The following is a 16,733-nucleotide window of genomic DNA, read 5'->3' as shown; positions in this document are numbered from 1 at the left end:
GTCCCAAGCATGAAGCGCAAGCCGGATGGGCGCGCCGCGGATGACCTGCCTTCGTCGTCGATAATCGCCTCCATGAATCAGCTAGACGCGCTCAAACAGCTCACCACCGTGGTCGCCGACACCGGCGACTTCATGCAACTGGCGCAGTTTCAACCGCAAGATGCAACCACCAACCCTTCTTTGATCCTCAAGGCGGTCCAAAAAGCCGACTACGCACCGCTTTTGAAGGAAACCGTGGCAGCCCACCGTGGTTTGCCACTGGATGAGCTGGTGGACAGGCTACTGGTCCGGTTTGGCTGCGAAATCCTCTCCATGGTGCCTGGGCGGGTGTCTACAGAGGTAGACGCACGTCTGTCTTTCGACGAAGACGCCACCTATACGCGTGCAGAGCGGCTGATTGAGTTGTACACGGCGGCAGGCATTTCGCCTGATCGCGTGCTGATCAAGATGGCGGCCACCTGGGAAGGCATCCGTGCGGCCGAGCGCCTGGAGCGCCGTGGCATCCACTGCAATCTGACTTTGCTGTTCGGTTTCTGCCAGGCGGTGGCATGTGGCCACGCCCGTGTGAAACTGATTTCACCCTTCGTGGGCCGCATTTACGATTGGTACAAGAAGTCTGCAGGCTCCAGCTGGGACGAAGCCGCCATGGCGGGCCCGAACGACCCAGGCGTGCAGTCCGTGCGCCGTATTTTTGAGTACTACAAGCGGCACGGCATTGCCACAGAGGTCATGGGGGCGAGCTTTCGCAATACCGGGCAGGTCACCGCTCTGGCCGGGTGCGACCTGCTCACCATCAGTCCGGAACTGCTGGCTCAACTATCCAGCAACCAGGCGCCACTCTCGCGCGCCTTGGATGCGCAGGCCGCACTTGCGCTGGATATTCCCGCCGTGCAGTTCGACGAGCCAGGCTTCCGGCTGGCGCTCAACCAGGACGCCATGGCTACTGAGAAGCTGGCCGAAGGTATTCGTGCATTTATTCAGGATGCGGAGAAGCTGGAAAGCTTGTTGCTGGCTGCGTAATGAACTGGAAAAATCGATTGCGATGCGACGAGACGGCCGCCTGGCCGCTGTTGCAAGCGCATGCCCGCACGTTTCGACAGGACGCCTCATCGTTTGATCTCCGCACGGCCTTTGCCGAAGATGACCAGCGATTCGAGCGTTTCAGCCAGGACGCACCTTACGTCTTTGCCGATCTATCCAAGAACCTGATCGATGACCGAGCGCAGCAATTGCTGCTGCAACTGGCGCGCGAGTGCGGCTTTGAGGCCCATCGCGAAGCTCTGCTGACGGGGGAACCCATCAACACGGCAGAGCAGCGCGCGGCATGGCATACGCTGCTGCGCGAACCGTATGCACCAGGGCAAGAGACAGCCTCCACCAGCATCCGGGCTGAGGTGGCCGCCTCCCTGGCGGATATGCTGAATTTTGCGGACGCTGTGCGGGCCGACTCCCGTATCACGGACGTGGTCAACATTGGCATTGGTGGCTCCGATCTTGGTCCTCGTATGGCAGCGCAGACGTTGCGCACGGCGGGCGCCACCAGCGGGCCGCGGGTGCACTTTGTGGCCAACGGAGACGGACACGAGATTTCTGAGCTGTTGCCTTCCTTGAAGGCTGCAAGCACGCTGTTCATCGTGGTCTCCAAAACGTTTGGCACCGCAGAGACTTTGGCCAATGCCAAGGCGGCGCGACAATGGTTTCTGGCGGACGGTGGCTCTGATGTGGCCCGGCATTTTGTGGGGGTGACCTGTAACACCAGTGCTGCTGGCGAATTCGGGATCAGCCGGGTGTTCAGCATCTGGGATTGGGTGGGTGGCCGCTATTCTTTATGGTCGGCGGTGGGGCTTTCTCTGGCCGTCGCGATGGGAAGCGCGGGTTTTCGCGCTTTGCTGGCCGGAGCACACGCTATGGACCAGCATTTTGCGAATGCGCCTTTAGAGACCAATCTTCCATTGCGTCTGGCCCTGCTCGACATTTGGCAATGCGACTTTCTGGGGCTTTCAAGCCGCTGCGTAGCGCCTTATCACCATGGCCTGCGTCGTCTGCCTGCCTATTTGCAGCAGCTGGAAATGGAGAGCAATGGCAAGGGCGTCGACGCACACGGGCGCAGGCTTGCGTTTCCCACCGCACCTGTGGTGTGGGGAGAAGCAGGCAGCAATGGGCAGCACGCCTTTTTCCAGCTTCTGCACCAGGGACCGGGCGTCACTCCAGTCGAGTTCATTGCCGTCAGAGAGCCCGCTCACAGCCTGCAGGCCCAGCACCGCACTTTGCTTGCCAATGCGCTGGCGCAAGCCCGTGCCCTGATGATTGGCCAGTCCAGCGACTGCGGCCACCGGCATTTCCCGGGCAACCGGCCCAGCACCTTTTTGCTGCTCGAGCGAATGGACCCTGCGAGTCTCGGCGCGCTGCTGGCCTTGTATGAGCACCGCGTATTCAGCAGCGGTTCGCTGTGGGGCATCAACAGCTTTGACCAATGGGGCGTCGAGCTTGGCAAGACCATTGCTACAGACTTGGCTCCGCGCCTGACTTCAGGGGATACGGCCGGACTGGATGCTTCTACGGCAGGCTTGCTGAAACGTTTGGGCGGATCGTGAAAAGCGATTTAGAAGGGCTCTGAATGCCGAAAATTCAGTCTAAAAGAGTACTTTTTTGTTCAAACAGAAGGTTCTGCAGCCAAGGCTGACTTAAAAAGCTGGTAAAAAGCGGACCCTTGCTTGCAGTTTTGCAATCGGTAACTCTTCAGTCTGAACGTTACCAGCAATCGATCATCCAGGAATGTGGGCCGCACCCAGTGCCGCTGTCCACGGTGCTTCTGGATAGTCGCTGCGGAATACCTCCCCCTTTGTTGCGCACTCTTCACTCCCGGAGCCTCTTCGTTACCGTCATGCACCTTGATAGCCAAGCCTCGGCCACGAGCCGGACTATGACTCCTCTCCCCGTGAGCCGATTAACGGTGCTGGCATGCTGGTTGGTGCTGGTGCTCATCTGGTTCGTACCCTTGGGCTGGCGTGCGCTGTTCAGCCCGGACGAAGGGCGCTATGCGTCCATCGGCTTGGCCATGCTGCAAAGCGGTGACTGGATCACACCTCGCCTGAACGGCCTGCTGTACTTCGAGAAACCCATTTTTCAGTACTGGGTGACAGCAGCCAGCCTGGCGGTGTTTGGCATCAATGAATTTGCAGCCCGCTTCTGGCCTGCTACGAGTGGGTTTCTGACCATCGTTGCGGTGGGATTTACTGCAAGGCGGCTCTGGGGCCCGCTCAGTGGTGCTTACGCCGCTCTGCTGGCGGCTGGCACCACCTGGATCAGCGCCAATAGCCACTTCCTCACGCTGGACATGGGGTTGACGTTCTTCCAGGCGCTGAGCCTCTGCGCGTTTTTGATAGCCCAGAGTGACGACGCGAAGGAGCGCGAGCGCCGCAATGCGATGTGGGTTTGCTGGGCAGCCATGGCAGGCGCCACCCTGTCCAAGGGCTTGGTGGGCATAGTGATACCGGGTGCGACCCTGGTGCTCTACAGTTTGCTGCAACGCCAGTTCGGTTTTTGGCGGCGCATGCATTGGGGCTCCGGGCTGCTGATCTATTTCGGCCTCGCGGCGCCGTGGTTCATTGCCGTGTCGCTTAAGAACCCTGGCTTTTTTGACTTCTTCTTCATCCGAGAGCATTTCCGCCGCTTCTTGACGGATGAGGCCAGGCGCACGGGAGAAGCCTGGTATTTTGTGCCTGTACTTTTGCTTGGCGCCATGCCCTGGACGACCATGCTGCCGCAGTGGCTCTGGGGCGGTAGCCAGCGCGAGAAATCCGAGGCGTTTCAGCCGGCTCGCGTGCTCGTGATCTGGTCGGTTTTCATATTCCTTTTTTTCAGCGTTTCGCGCTCCAAGCTGCCCTCGTACATCTTGCCGATGTTCCCGGCGCTGGCGCTCCTGGGGGCTTACTGGCTTCCCCGGGCAGACCCACGTCGCCTGCGTTGGCACCTGTTGGCGCCTGCTGCGTTTTGGCTGGTGGCCGTGGGCGCATGGTTCGTCACTGACTGGTTTGTGTCGGAAACACAACCCCTGACTGTGGTCCGGCCTTTCATGGACATGCTGGCGAGCTCTGGCCTGGTGGCCTTGTTGGCCTGCGTTCTGGCTTGGTGGCTGCTTGGACGTGGTCGCAAGCTCGTGGCAGTGGCCTTGGTTTCATTTGCCAGTGTCATGGGCGTGTCGACTGTCATGTTGGGTCACGACCATTACTCTTACCAGATGCGCAGCAGTAAGAACGTGGCTGCCATTTTGGAGCCGTATGGAACGGATGTACCGGTGTTTGCCATACGCTTTTACGACCAAAGCATGCCGTTCTATCTGCGCCGCCCGGTGACCCTGGTAGATTACAGGGACGAATTTACCTATGGGCAGAACGCGGCACCTGATCTCTGGATACCTACCGTTGAGGGTTTTGTGGACCGCTGGCAGTCACTTCCCCGTGCGGCCGCTGTCATGACGCCCGACATCTACGCGCAAATGCTGGAGCGCAAGCTTCCTATGCGTCTGGTCTATGAAGATCCGCGGCGCAGGGTGGTGGTCAAACCTGAAGAAGTAAAACCATGAAACTGGCCGAGTTCGCGTTGATTCTCGTTGGCGTTCTGCTTAACGCAGCCGCACAGCTGCTGCTGAAGGCGGGGGTGCGGCAGATCGGCGAATTCAATTTCAGCCCTGCCAATGTGTTGCCCGTCGGATGGCAACTGGCCACCAACCTGCCCATCATCGGCGGGCTGGCCTGCTATGTGGTGAGCGTGGTGGTGTGGATCTTGGCGCTGTCGCGGGTAGAAGTGAGTGTGGCCTACCCTATGCTTTCCATTGGCTACGTCGTGAACGCAGGCCTGGCCTGGTGGCTCTTCGGTGAAGCGGTGGGGCCCCAGCGATTGATCGGCATTGCGGTCATCATCATCGGCGTCATCTTGGTTGCACGCAGCGCGTGATCAGAAAGCATCATGGACTTCCTTCCTTTTACCCGGCCTTCCATTGACGAGGCCACCATCGCAGAAGTGGCCGAGGTGTTGCGTTCGGGCTGGATCACCACGGGTCCGCGTGCACGCGCTTTTGAGGCTGCGCTGTCCGAGCATGTCGGAGGGCGTCCGGTGCGCACCATGAGCTCGGCGACAGCTGCGCTTGAAATCGCACTGCGCGTGGCGGGTATTGGTCCGGGCGATGAAGTCATCACGACGAGCCTGACCTGGGTGGCCACAGCCAACGTGGTGCTCACTGTAGGCGCCAAGCCTGTGTTCGTGGACGTGCGCGCCGACACGCGCAACATCGATCTCGATCTGATTGAAGCGGCCATCACTGCCCGGACGCGGGCCATCATTCCCGTCGATCTGGCAGGGCTGCCCGTGGACCGCGACCGCCTCTATGAGATCGCCCGCCGTCACCGTTTGCGCGTCATAGAAGACGCCGCGCAGTCCATGGGAGCCAACTGGGCGGGGCAACGCATCGGCACCACGGGCGACATGGTGGTGTTCAGCTTTCACGCCAACAAGAACATGACCAGCGGGGAGGGTGGCTGCCTGGTCCTGAATGACGAGTCGGAAGCCAAGCTTTGCGAGAAGCTTCGCCTGCAAGGCGTCACTCGGCACCCTGACGGCGGCATGGATGTCGATGTACTGGGTGGCAAAAGCAATCTGACGGATATTGCAGCCGCCATTGGCCTGGGTCAAATGAAGCATCTGGAAGCATTCAACACGCGCCGACGAGCGCTGGCTCGGCGCTACTTCGAGTGTTTCGACAAGTCCCTGGGCTTTGAGCTTCCATTGCCTGAATTCGAGCAAAGCAACTGGCACATGTTCCAGCCCTTGCTGCCCAGGAACGCGTCCATGGCCCGAGGAGCCTTCATCGACGCGATGCGTGGGGAGGGCATAGGGGTGGGCGTGCACTACCCGGCCATGCATCTGTTCACATTATTTCGCGAGATGGGTTTTGCTGAAGGTGACTACCCCGTTGCTGAAGACGTCGGTCGCCGTACGGTCACGCTCCCCCTCTTTCCCGCCATGCGCGATGAGGACGTTCAGCGCGTCTGCAATGTAGTCTCAAAAATCTGGAAGTAAGAACTGAACGGCACCTGCTTTGCGACAGCAGGGCCATGCGAGAAAGGCCAGGACGAAATGTCCACGATGTGCCGAGTACCTTGCAGTTCAAAATAAATCATGGAACCGACTGTATCCAAGACGCCTGCGGCCCACCCTTTGGTGTCTGTCATCATCCCCGTCTACAACGAGCAGGACGTTCTTCCGGCGCTCTTCAAACGGCTGTATTCGTCGCTCGACGCACTGGGCGTCAGCTACGAAATCCTGTTCATCAACGACGGTAGCCGGGACCGCTCCGCTCAGATGTTGTCTGAGCAGTTCGATGCCCGGCCGGACGTCACCCGCGTGATCTTGTTCAATGGCAACTTTGGCCAGCATCGCGCCATCCTGGCTGGGTTTGCTTATTGCCGGGGTGAGCGCATCGTCACCCTGGATGCGGATCTACAGAATCCGCCAGAAGACATCGGCGCCTTGCTTGAGCAGATGGACGCCGGGCACGACTATGTGGGCACCATTCGGCGGCAGCGAAACGATTCGTGGTGGCGTCACGCGGCCAGCCGTGCCATGAACCGCCTGCGTGAGCGCATCACCCGCATCAAGATGACCGACCAGGGCTGCATGCTGCGGGCCTACAGCCGGCGGGTGATTGATCTCATCAACCAGTGCAGCGAGATGAACACCTACGTGCCTGCGCTGGCCTACCAGTTCTCTCAAAACCCGACGGAAATCGTGGTCGGCCATGAGGAGCGTGCGGCGGGGGAGTCCAAATACTCGCTCTACAGCCTGATTCGCCTGAATTTCGATATCGTTACCGGTTTCTCGCTGGTTCCTCTGCAGCTGTTCTCTCTCGGGGGCATGATAGTTTCTGCGCTGTCCGGCATGCTGGTGATCTACATGGGCTTGCGCAGGCTTTTCCTGGGGCCTGAAGAGGGGGGGCTGTTCACACTGTTCGCCATTGCTTTCCTGCTGATTGGCCTGGCGCTGTTCGGCATTGGATTGCTTGGTGAGTACATCGGCCGCATCTACCAGGAAGTGCGCCACCGGCCGCGCTACCTGGTTGCTGCAGTGCTCGAGCAGTCAAAGAAAGAAGATACGCCATGAGCCGTGCTGTCGTTTTTGCGTATCACAACGTGGGCGTGCGCTGCCTTCTGGCGCTGCTCGCGCGTGGGGTCGAAGTGCCGCTGGTGGTGACGCACACGGACAACCCCAACGAAGACATCTGGTTCGCCAGCGTGGCCCGCATCGCGGCCATGCACGGCCTGAAGGTGATCACACCTGAGGACGCCAACGAAGCGGAAGTGCTGGCGGCGGTGCAGGCAGCACAGCCTGACTTTCTGTTCTCTTTCTACTATCGCCAGATGCTCGGCGCTGCCTTGCTGAAATCGGCTCCGCGGGGTGCGTACAACATGCACGGATCCTTGCTGCCGCGGTACCGGGGGAGGGTTCCTGTCAACTGGGCGATCATCCGGGGCGAAACGGAAACGGGCGCTACCCTGCACACTATGGAGATCAAACCCGACGCCGGGGCTATCGTGGACCAGATGGCCGTGCCCATCTTGCCTGACGACACGGCTCAGCAGGTGTTCGACAAAGTGACCGTGGCCGCAGAAGCGGTGCTTTGGCGCAGTCTTCCTGCCTTGCTCGATGGAAGCGCCACTCTACAACCTCAGGACCTTGCCCAAGGCAGTTACTTCGGGGGACGCAAGCCCGAAGATGGCAGGATTGACCCTGCATGGTCTGCCCGGACGGTGCATGACTTCGTACGGGCGCTGACCCACCCCTATCCAGGTGCCTTTGCGGACCTGCCGCAAGGGCGACTGCGCTTATGGCAGACCAGACGGGCAGCGGCCGTCGATAATATGCCCACACGTGCCGAGTTGCGATTGCTCGGCGATCAGATGGTTCTGGCCTGCCCTGACGGCAGCAGCTTGCATGTCTTGAGTGCCACCTTGGCCGACGAGCCGCTGACTCCCGATAATTTCAGGGGCAGGTTCAGCGCCCAGACGGTCACCCTCGGCGCTGACATCCCAGCCTGACATCTCATTTTCCAGCAAATAGATTTCATGAAAAAAGTCCTCATCCTTGGTGTCAACGGCTTCATCGGCCATCACCTCACACGCCGCATCATCGACACCACGGATTGGGAGGTGTTCGGCATGGACATGAACACCGATCGCGTGCGAGAGTGGGAAAACCATCCTCGCTTCCATTTCTTTGAAGGTGACATCACCATCAACAAGGAATGGATCGAATACCACGTGAAGAAATGCGACGTGGTACTGCCTTTGGTGGCCATTGCGACGCCGGCGACCTATGTGAGCCACCCGCTGCGCGTCTTCGAGCTTGATTTCGAAGCCAACCTTCCCATCGTTCGGCAATGTGTGCAGTACGGTAAGCGCCTGGTATTTCCGTCGACCTCCGAGGTCTATGGCATGAGTCAGGACAGCGAATTCGACCCAGAGGCGTCGGAACTGGTGTACGGCCCCATCAACAAACCCCGCTGGATCTATGCCTGCGCCAAGCAACTGATGGATCGCGTGATCCATGGCTATGGCCAGCAGGAAGGGCTGGACTACACGCTGTTCCGGCCATTCAACTGGATTGGTGGCGGTCTCGACAGCATCGACACGCCCAAGGAAGGCTCAAGCCGCGTCATCACCCAATTCCTGGGCCATATCGTGCGCGGCGAGCCTATCCGCCTGGTAGACGGTGGGGCGCAAAAACGGGCTTTCACCTATGTGGATGATGGCATTGCAGCCCTGATGAAGATCATCGAGAACCCTGGTGGCAAAGCCAGCGGCCAGATCTACAACATTGGCAACCCCACGAACAACTATTCCATTCGCGAACTCGCGACCATGATGCTCGAACTGGCGGCCAAGTATCCGGAATACCGCGAAAACGCCAGCCGCGTGGAACTGGTGGACACCACTTCTGCCAGCTATTACGGCAAGGGCTACCAAGACGTTCAGAACCGCGTGCCCAAGATCGAGAACACCCGTGGCGACCTGGGTTGGGCGCCTGAAGTGGGTATGGCTGATGCGTTGCGTGGCATCTTTGATTACTACCGCGACCGCGTGGTGGCGTCGCGCGATCTCGCTGCCTGATGTCGACTGCCGGCACCCCCTCTGCGCCACTGCTGGCGTTGAAGATCGATGTTGACACCTGGCGGGGCACCAAAGAGGGCGTGCCTGCGCTGCAGCAAGCGCTGCAACGGCATCAGGCGGGGGCCACATTTCTTTTCAGCCTGGGCCCTGACCATACGGGCCGTGCTATTCGACGGGTGTTCCGGCCTGGATTTCTGAGCAAGGTGTCGCGCACCTCCGTGGTGGAGCATTACGGCATCCGCACCTTGCTCTACGGAACACTTCTTCCAGGCCCGGATATTGGCCGGAGAGAGGCCGCCTTGATGAGGCAAGTGCGAGATGCCGGATTCGAGGTAGGCATACACACCTGGGACCACATCCGCTGGCAAGACCATGTAGCGGGTCAAGACGCCGCGTGGACCGAGCGCGAAATGCGTCTGGCCGCGCAGCGCTTTACTGAAATCTTCGGAACGCCACCTCGTACGCATGGCGCCGCGGGATGGCAGATGAATGAGTCCGCCTATGCGATGGAGAAAAGCCTGGGCTTCGTTTATGCCAGCGATGGGCGTGGAACTCACCCCTTTCAACCTGTCGATGCGGGTGGCGCACCACTGGGCGTGCCCCAGTTGCCGACCACCCTGCCGACCTTGGACGAATTGATTGGTGCAGACGGCCTCACGCCGGACAACGTGCATGAGCATTTGCTGGCGTTGACAGCTCACCCTCCTGCGCAAGGCCACGTCTACACATTGCACGCGGAATTGGAAGGCATGAAGCTCTTGCCCACCTTTGAGCGCCTGCTTTCAGGCTGGCGGGCGCAGGGCTACCAATTGGTCTCCACGGCCAAATTGTTTGACTCCCTGGATATCAAAGATTTGCCCCAGCACCACGTGGCGATGGGTACCATAGCGGGGCGCAGCGGCTCTTTGGCTTTACAAGGTGTTATGGCCGCAAGCGCTTAAAGAAAGGGCTTTCAATGGCCTCTCCTCTTGTCTCGGTGGTCATTGCTTCGTATCAGCACGTAGCCTATGTGCGCCAAGCCGTTGAATCGGTTCTGGCCCAAACTGTCCGGGACATGGAGGTCATCGTGGTGGACGACGGGTCTACCGACGGCACCCCAGACGTTGTCGAGAGCATTCGTGATCCGCGCTTGCGCTTGATCCGACTTCAGGAGAACCGGCGCCAGCATGCTCGTAACGTGGGACTGGGCCTGGCTTGTGGCCGCTATGTCGCGTTTCAAAATTCCGACGATGAGTGGGCACCGGCCAAACTGGCCCGACAACTCGATCTGCTCGAAACCCGTCAGGACGTGGCCGCCTGTTTCACGCAAGTCGACTTGATAGACACCCAAGGCCACCCGGTAAGGGATAGCTGGGCCAACGGACTATTTGCCACAGGCGAGACACAGCGCAGTTCGATCGAATGGCTGCAACGCCTTTTCTTTTCCAATGAGTTCTGCATCATTTCTGCAGTGGCCAGACGCCATCTTGTAGAGCGGGTGGGGCGGTTTCGTCCCTCGCTGGTGCAGATCGCCGATCATGATCTCTGGATCAAACTGGCTGCTCTGGGCGAGATGGTGATCTTGCCAGATGCGCTCAGCAAGATGCGGATAGACGGCACTGCGAACCTGAGCGCTCCTGGCCCAGCCAGCACGACCCGGGCAGGCTTTGAGATGGCTGACGTGCTTGAAAACTATGTGCGCCCGCCCCTGCTTGAAAGAGCCCTGCAGATTTTTCCCCAGTTAGCAGATGCCGTCGGCCACTCTCTTTCCGTCAGGAAGGCACTCCTCGCCCGAACGGCCGGCCAACACAGCGCCATGTCGCACCATCTGTTTGCCGATCGAGTCTTGGCGAGAATGATAGACAACCCCCAAGAGCGACAAGAGCTGGTGAATGTCCTGGGGGCGCAAGTAATTCACTTTTTTCTGCAAAACCGCTCCAGAATCGGAGCTTCATGAGTTCCTCAACCGATTTACCAGGTTCATTGGGGTCCATTGAATCTTCCGCTCTCCCTTCCATAAGCAGGGACGCGGATGCTATCGACCTTTTGCCTTGGCTTTCCAGCCGGAGAAGAGTGCTCAGCGAAGCTGAGGATTTCAGCCTGACCTACATGCCGCTGGAATCCTCGAGCCATTGGGCGTTGGAGGACGGAGCCATCCGCCACCGCAGCGGTCGTTTTTTTTCAGTGATCGGTGTCCGCGCTGAAGACCAGGCGGGTGCCGTCGTCGAACAAGCGTTGATGGACCAGCGCGAGATCGGCACACTGGCCCTGTATTTGCGCCAGCGTGATGGCTTGGCTGAAGTGCTCGTGCAGTTCAAGGCAGAGCCGGGCAATGTGGGTTTGTTCCAGTTGGCGCCGTCCTACCAGGCCACCGCCAGCAATACCGACCGAGTGCATGGGGGTGAGAGCCCACCCTTCGGAGACTGGTTGACTGCCCATGGAGACTTCGCCTCAGATACCCTTCAGTCGGAGCAAGGCACACGTTTTTTCGGTAAGCGAAATCGCAATGTGAGCCTGCTGATTCAGGGTGAGGGCCATGCAAGCTCTCCTTACCACGCATGGGTGCCCATCAAGCAGCTTTGCGCGTCGCTGTCAGAAAACCACCTGGTCAACACCGACCTTCGCTCCACCCTGATCTGCGCCAACTGGGAGATGCTGGCAAATGGTTCACCTTTTGCTGGGGAGGGATTTGCGCAATCCCTGCGCGCGTCCTACGAGCTTGCGGATCACCTGGCCTTGACCTCATTGGATGACGTGCTGGGGCAACTCTCTGGCCATCGCGAGTGGATCGGTGGTCCCGAAATTGTTTCTTTGTCGGCGCTGTCCGGTTGGGGCATGAGAGAAGAAGGCCCGGCTCCTCTGGATGCTTCCGGGAGGCCTTTCAGGTTTCGACACATACAGGTTCGCTCTTCCAGCCGCGAGGTGCGGGTGTGGGACCAGCCTATCGTGCAAAGCGCAGGCACGGGCCAAGTTGTGTTGCCCGTCGGAAGGGCAGCAGGCGTTCCCTATTTTCTTTTCAAGCAGGTGTCCGAATTGGGTTTCGAAGGCAGGGTGGAGCTAACGTCCGCCGTCCTTGAAGAGCCCGGTAGCCTGCTGAAAAGCGATGCCTTTGGACAGAGCCTCATCGCGAGCGGGCGTACGCTGGTCTCTTGCAAACAATCCGAAGAAGGTGGTCGCTTTCTGTTTGATGAAAACGAGTACGCCCTTGTGGACGTGGGCCAAGCCTTCACACCCCCGCCAGGTTACCACTGGCTCTCGGTCGCGCAAATCTGCGCGCTTCTGCAACGCGGTTGCGTCTTCACCAATGAGGCCAGAAGCGCGCTGTCGCTGCTGTTGAAATGGATCTAGCTAGGCCTGCGCCCTGAACTGCTCTGATTCCAACACTTGGTTAATGAGGAACTCGATCACCTCTTCGTAGGGGAGGTCGGCTGTCTGTTCAGCCGCTTTCATGATCGCGTTAAAGCCGAGCGTGCCCTTTGCATCGATGGCTGCTCCAGAGCCCACCAGTAACTTGGCCGTTTGTACATCGCAGTTTTTTGCTGCAATCATGAGGGGTGTGGAGCCCACCGCATCAAAGATGGTGAGTTCCTTGAGCGAACCGAGCAACTGCGTGAATACCTTGACGGTTTCAGTATGCTGGTTTCTGACGGCGAGAAGCAGTGGCGTGTCTCCAAGCTCATCTCTTGAATTGAGTTCGGAAGGCGAGCCTAGACGCATTGCCAGGGCTTTTGCGGTGGATGCATCTCCATGACGCGCGGCCAAAAGTAGTTTGCCTCGAATGTCGTGTTCGGACATTTCGGGTGGCACCTCTTCAGGAAACACCACCGTGAGCTCTGCCTCTGCCAGATTCGCTGCGAGTCCGTCGGCACAAACGACGTCCTGCTCGGATTGTGCTCTGGACAACTGAAGTGAGTCGTCGAACGCGGAGGGGCCTGTGGTGACCTGCCGCACCGGTGGTGCGTGGTTGGGCGCGGGCGCTGCGGATGACTGATTGCTGGCAGCGGCGCCCGAGCTCATGGTGCGGGGAAGGTCGTGCTGCTGAGAGCTTTTGGGAAAGTTCATACGATGTTTTTCTGGCCGCATTCAGATTGCGGCTGTCCTATGGGGTCGCTTTTGGGGCTGGCTCCTTCGAAAAGACACGAAGGCTCGGCATGAGGCGGGCGACTGCTTAATACCCTTCTTGGGTAACCAGACTGGCGGCGTTAATTTCATAGGGGCAGAACTGGCCCATCACAACCTCTTGTCTGCTCATCGGGCTGCGCCTTCATCTGCGACGCGAGGAGCGCTTTCTCACCCCATTCGAAAGGGGGGGTGTAGCTAGAGGCCTGCACTACGCCTCTGTGGCGGTCTTCTTCAGGCTAAAGCAGGTTGGCTGTGTCTGTAATGACTTCCAGGGGAGCCGATTCCGCCATGCCGCTCGGTTGGCGCTTCACCCAAAAAGCCTTCAGGAACTCGGTCAATACATGGACGGTATCCACGTTTCCACTGTCGACGGCCAGCTCCAGCGCGGTCCTGCCGTCTTTGTTGATGGCATTGATGGCCTCGCGGCTGCCCAGTCGTTTGGCCAGTACCTCCACGGTGTCCGTGTAGCCGTTAAGTGCAGCGATCATCAATGCCGTGTAGCCGTCAATGTCTGCTGCATTGATGGCTGCGGGAGTTTCCAGCAACGTTGCCAATAGCTCGACCGTGTCGGTGTGGCCAGCGCGGGCTGCAATCATCAGCGGCGTGAAGCCGCACTCATCTGCCGTGTTGAGCTGCGCTGGGTTATCAAGAACTTGCGCGATCTTCTGGATGGCGTCCGTGTCATCCTTGTGCGCCGCCACCATAAGGGCGAGGTTGATTTCTTCAGCTGTGAGCAAGCCAATCACCTTTTCTGACTTGAAGCCAGGGATCTGTGAGGACGCCGCCACGACGGACTTGGCGGACTGGTGCGTTGATTCTTCCAGGAGGGAATCGTTGCGGATCTCGGAGGGGCTGAATTTAGTCATGGTCAATCGCTACAAAACGACAAAGCGGGTGTCTATGCTTCTTGAGTAACCAGCTACCCCGAGGAGTTCCATTTTGGCCTGTTTACGCCGTCTTAGTCTGTACTGATCTGTTTCATGCTTGATTGGTTGTAAATAGGGCCGCCCTAGGCTCGCACGGCTTGTCTTGAATGAGCATTGGAGTGGCGGGTGAAGCCCCCCTTCACTTGCCGCCCAGGGTGAGGATTTGGGATGTCCGAATGGCGAACTTCCTGGGCAAAAAAAAGAGCCGCATGAAGCGGCCCTTTATTGCAAGCAAGGCAGCGCAGGGCTGCCTGTAGCTGGCGGCAGAAATTACATCATGCCGTCCATGCCACCCATGCCGCCCATGCCACCAGGCATGCCGCCAGCAGGTGCGTCGTCTTTTGGAGACTCAGCCACCATGGCTTCTGTGGTCAGCATCAGGCTGGCGACGGAAGCTGCGTTTTGCAGAGCAGTGCGTGTGACTTTCGTGGGATCCAGGATGCCCATTTCGATCATGTCGCCGTACTCGCCGTTGGCAGCGTTGTAGCCGAAGTTGCCTTTACCTTCCAACACTTTGTTCACCACAACGCTGGCTTCTTCGCCTGCGTTGTAGACGATTTCGCGCAGAGGTGCTTCGATGGCTTTCAACACCAGCTTGATGCCAGCGTCTTGGTCAGCGTTAGCGCCTTTGATCTCGCCAGCAGCTTGTTTGGCGCGCAGCAGAGCAACGCCACCACCAGCCACGATGCCTTCTTCCACTGCAGCACGGGTAGCGTGCAGAGCATCTTCCACGCGGGCTTTCTTCTCTTTCATCTCGACTTCGGTAGCGGCACCGACCTTGATGACAGCAACGCCGCCGGCCAGTTTGGCCACGCGCTCTTGCAGCTTCTCGCGGTCGTAGTCGGATGTGGCCTCTTCGATCTGCACACGGATCTGTTTGACACGTGCTTCGATGTCAGCAGCAACACCAGCGCCGTCGATGATGGTGGTGTTTTCTTTGCCCACTTCGATCGTTTTGGCTTGGCCCAGGTCAGCCAGAGTCACTTTTTCCAGCGACAGGCCAACTTCTTCGGCAATCACTTTGCCGCCGGTCAGGATGGCGATGTCTTCCAGCATGGCTTTGCGGCGGTCGCCGAAGCCAGGAGCCTTGACAGCCACGACTTTCAGGATGCCACGGATGGTGTTCACAACCAGAGTAGCCAGGGCTTCGCCATCGACTTCTTCAGCGATGATCAGCAGAGGACGGCCAGCTTTGGCAACGGCTTCCAGTGTAGGCAGCAGTTCGCGGATGTTGCTGATTTTCTTGTCGAACAGCAGGACGTAAGGATTGTCCAGCAGTGCGGCTTGCTTCTCAGGGTTGTTGATGAAGTAAGGCGACAGGTAGCCGCGGTCGAATTGCATACCTTCGACGACGTCCAGCTCGTTGTCCAGGCTCTTGCCATCTTCAACGGTGATCACGCCTTCTTTGCCCACTTTGTCCATGGCGTCAGCGATGATTTTGCCGATGGATTCGTCAGAGTTGGCGGAAATGGAGCCGACTTGAGCAATTTCTTTGCTGGTGGTGGTGGCTTTGCTGGCTTTTTTCAGTTGCTCGACCAGGGCGATAACCGCTTTGTCGATACCGCGCTTCAGGTCCATGGGGTTCATGCCTGCAGCCACGTATTTCATGCCTTCGCGCACAATGGCTTGTGCCAGGACAGTAGCGGTGGTGGTGCCGTCGCCAGCGTTGTCGCTGGTTTTGGAAGCCACTTCCTTGACCATCTGAGCACCCATGTTCTGGAGCTTGTCTTTCAGTTCGATCTCTTTAGCGACCGAAACGCCGTCTTTAGTGACGGTAGGGGCGCCAAAGGAACGCTCCAGAACCACGTTACGGCCTTTAGGGCCCAGGGTGGTTTTGACCGCGTTGGCCAGAATGTTCACGCCTTCGACCATGCGGGCGCGGGCGTCGGAACCAAAAACTACGTCTTTTGCTGCCATTTGATAATTCTCCGATTGGGTGTCGAGCTCCTGGGCGCTTGGCGCACCAGCTCAACTAAAAGAAGGGGTTTTTTTGCGCTCATCGACGGGCGATGAGCACAGAGAAAAGAAATTACTTCTCGACGACGGCGAAGAGGTCGTCTTCTTTCATGACCAGCAGTTCGTCGCCATCGACCTTGACGGTCTGGCCGCTGTATTTGCCGAACAGAACGCGGTCGCCCACTTTCACGTTCATGGCAGACAGGTCACCCTTGTCATTTTTCTTGCCAGGACCTACGGCCAGCACTTCGCCTTGATCAGGCTTTTCGGCTGCATTTTCGGGAATCACGATGCCGGAGGCAGTCTTGGTTTCATTCTCGAGGCGCTTGACGATCACGCGATCGGCGAGAGGGCGCAGTTTCATATGTTCTCCTGAAAAGTTGATCTGAAGTGAAGCTGAAAGCCAAGCTCGGGGCAAAACGCCACACGCGCTGGCAAAAAGAGCGACGGAGACAGTGTTGTTGGCACTCATCTCCGACGAGTGCTAATGATAAGGGCATTTTGGGGGATTTCAAGAGAAGGAGGCTCTGTTCGATATGCATCCGGTCTGATCTCAATGCACGCTGACCTTTCACTGGAAATTTCA

At 58.7% G+C, this 16,733-nt stretch carries 15 protein-coding genes; 11 read left to right on the top strand and 4 right to left on the bottom strand.

What is annotated here, in order from left to right:
• Positions 1-72 precede the first annotated feature (72 nt).
• The 11 genes from tal to ABIE13_RS18240 all read left to right on the top strand — a co-directional run bounded on the left by tal (position 73) and on the right by ABIE13_RS18240 (position 12,491).
• Positions 73-1,020, top strand: coding sequence for a transaldolase (gene tal / locus ABIE13_RS18290; protein ID WP_354446050.1), 948 nt, complete (start codon positions 73-75; stop codon positions 1,018-1,020).
• Complete coding sequence (gene pgi, locus ABIE13_RS18285) at positions 1,020-2,594, top strand: glucose-6-phosphate isomerase (protein ID WP_354446048.1); 1,575 nt, start codon at positions 1,020-1,022, stop codon at positions 2,592-2,594. The genes tal and pgi overlap by 1 nt, the downstream gene beginning before the upstream one ends.
• A 329-nt stretch (positions 2,595-2,923) precedes the next feature.
• A complete protein-coding gene (locus tag ABIE13_RS18280; RefSeq protein ID WP_354446046.1) occupies positions 2,924-4,585 on the top strand; it encodes a glycosyltransferase family 39 protein in 1,662 nt (553 codons plus the stop codon).
• Complete coding sequence (locus tag ABIE13_RS18275; RefSeq protein ID WP_354446045.1) at positions 4,582-4,956, top strand: SMR family transporter; 375 nt, start codon at positions 4,582-4,584, stop codon at positions 4,954-4,956. The genes ABIE13_RS18280 and ABIE13_RS18275 overlap by 4 nt, the downstream gene beginning before the upstream one ends.
• A 12-nt stretch (positions 4,957-4,968) precedes the next feature.
• Positions 4,969-6,078 (top strand): DegT/DnrJ/EryC1/StrS family aminotransferase, encoded by a 1,110-nt coding sequence (locus ABIE13_RS18270; protein ID WP_354446043.1) that lies wholly within the window; start codon positions 4,969-4,971, stop codon positions 6,076-6,078.
• A gap of 99 nt (positions 6,079-6,177) precedes the next feature.
• A complete protein-coding gene (locus ABIE13_RS18265; RefSeq protein WP_354446041.1) occupies positions 6,178-7,158 on the top strand; it encodes a glycosyltransferase in 981 nt (326 codons plus the stop codon).
• The gene (locus tag ABIE13_RS18260) at positions 7,155-8,093 is read left to right on the top strand and encodes a formyltransferase (RefSeq protein ID WP_354446039.1); all 939 of its coding nucleotides are present in this window, start codon (positions 7,155-7,157) and stop codon (positions 8,091-8,093) included. The genes ABIE13_RS18265 and ABIE13_RS18260 overlap by 4 nt, the downstream gene beginning before the upstream one ends.
• A gap of 27 nt (positions 8,094-8,120) precedes the next feature.
• Positions 8,121-9,164, top strand: a complete 1,044-nt coding sequence (locus ABIE13_RS18255; protein ID WP_354446037.1) for a bifunctional UDP-4-keto-pentose/UDP-xylose synthase — start codon at positions 8,121-8,123, stop codon at positions 9,162-9,164.
• Positions 9,164-10,105, top strand: coding sequence for a polysaccharide deacetylase family protein (locus ABIE13_RS18250; RefSeq protein ID WP_354446035.1), 942 nt, complete (start codon positions 9,164-9,166; stop codon positions 10,103-10,105). The genes ABIE13_RS18255 and ABIE13_RS18250 overlap by 1 nt, the downstream gene beginning before the upstream one ends.
• 14 nt (positions 10,106-10,119) lie before the next feature.
• Entirely contained in the window at positions 10,120-11,100 is a 981-nt protein-coding gene (locus tag ABIE13_RS18245; RefSeq protein ID WP_354446033.1) for a glycosyltransferase family 2 protein, read from the top strand.
• Positions 11,097-12,491, top strand: a complete 1,395-nt coding sequence (locus ABIE13_RS18240; protein ID WP_354446031.1) for an NDP-hexose 2,3-dehydratase family protein — start codon at positions 11,097-11,099, stop codon at positions 12,489-12,491. Before ABIE13_RS18245 ends, ABIE13_RS18240 begins: the two co-directional genes overlap by 4 nt.
• On the opposite strand, the gene ABIE13_RS18235 is transcribed toward ABIE13_RS18240, so the two are convergent.
• The 4 genes from ABIE13_RS18235 to ABIE13_RS18220 all read right to left on the bottom strand — a co-directional run bounded on the left by ABIE13_RS18235 (position 12,492) and on the right by ABIE13_RS18220 (position 16,511).
• Entirely contained in the window at positions 12,492-13,205 is a 714-nt protein-coding gene (locus ABIE13_RS18235; RefSeq protein WP_354446029.1) for an ankyrin repeat domain-containing protein, read from the bottom strand.
• A gap of 296 nt (positions 13,206-13,501) precedes the next feature.
• Positions 13,502-14,131 carry an ankyrin repeat domain-containing protein gene (locus ABIE13_RS18230; protein ID WP_354446027.1) on the bottom strand — a complete coding sequence of 210 codons (630 nt, stop codon included), beginning with the start codon at positions 14,129-14,131 and terminating at the stop codon, positions 13,502-13,504.
• Positions 14,132-14,461: 330 nt separating this feature from the next.
• Entirely contained in the window at positions 14,462-16,108 is a 1,647-nt protein-coding gene (gene groL / locus ABIE13_RS18225; RefSeq protein ID WP_354446025.1) for a chaperonin GroEL, read from the bottom strand.
• A 112-nt stretch (positions 16,109-16,220) separates the two neighbouring features.
• Complete coding sequence (locus ABIE13_RS18220; protein ID WP_354446023.1) at positions 16,221-16,511, bottom strand: co-chaperone GroES; 291 nt, start codon at positions 16,509-16,511, stop codon at positions 16,221-16,223.
• Positions 16,512-16,733: the final 222 nt, after the last annotated feature.

It is taken from the genome of Ottowia thiooxydans (assembly GCF_040548795.1).
GTDB classification, from domain to species: Bacteria; Pseudomonadota; Gammaproteobacteria; order Burkholderiales; family Burkholderiaceae_C; genus Ottowia; species Ottowia thiooxydans_A.
This window is presented reverse-complemented; position numbering and strand designations above follow the sequence as displayed.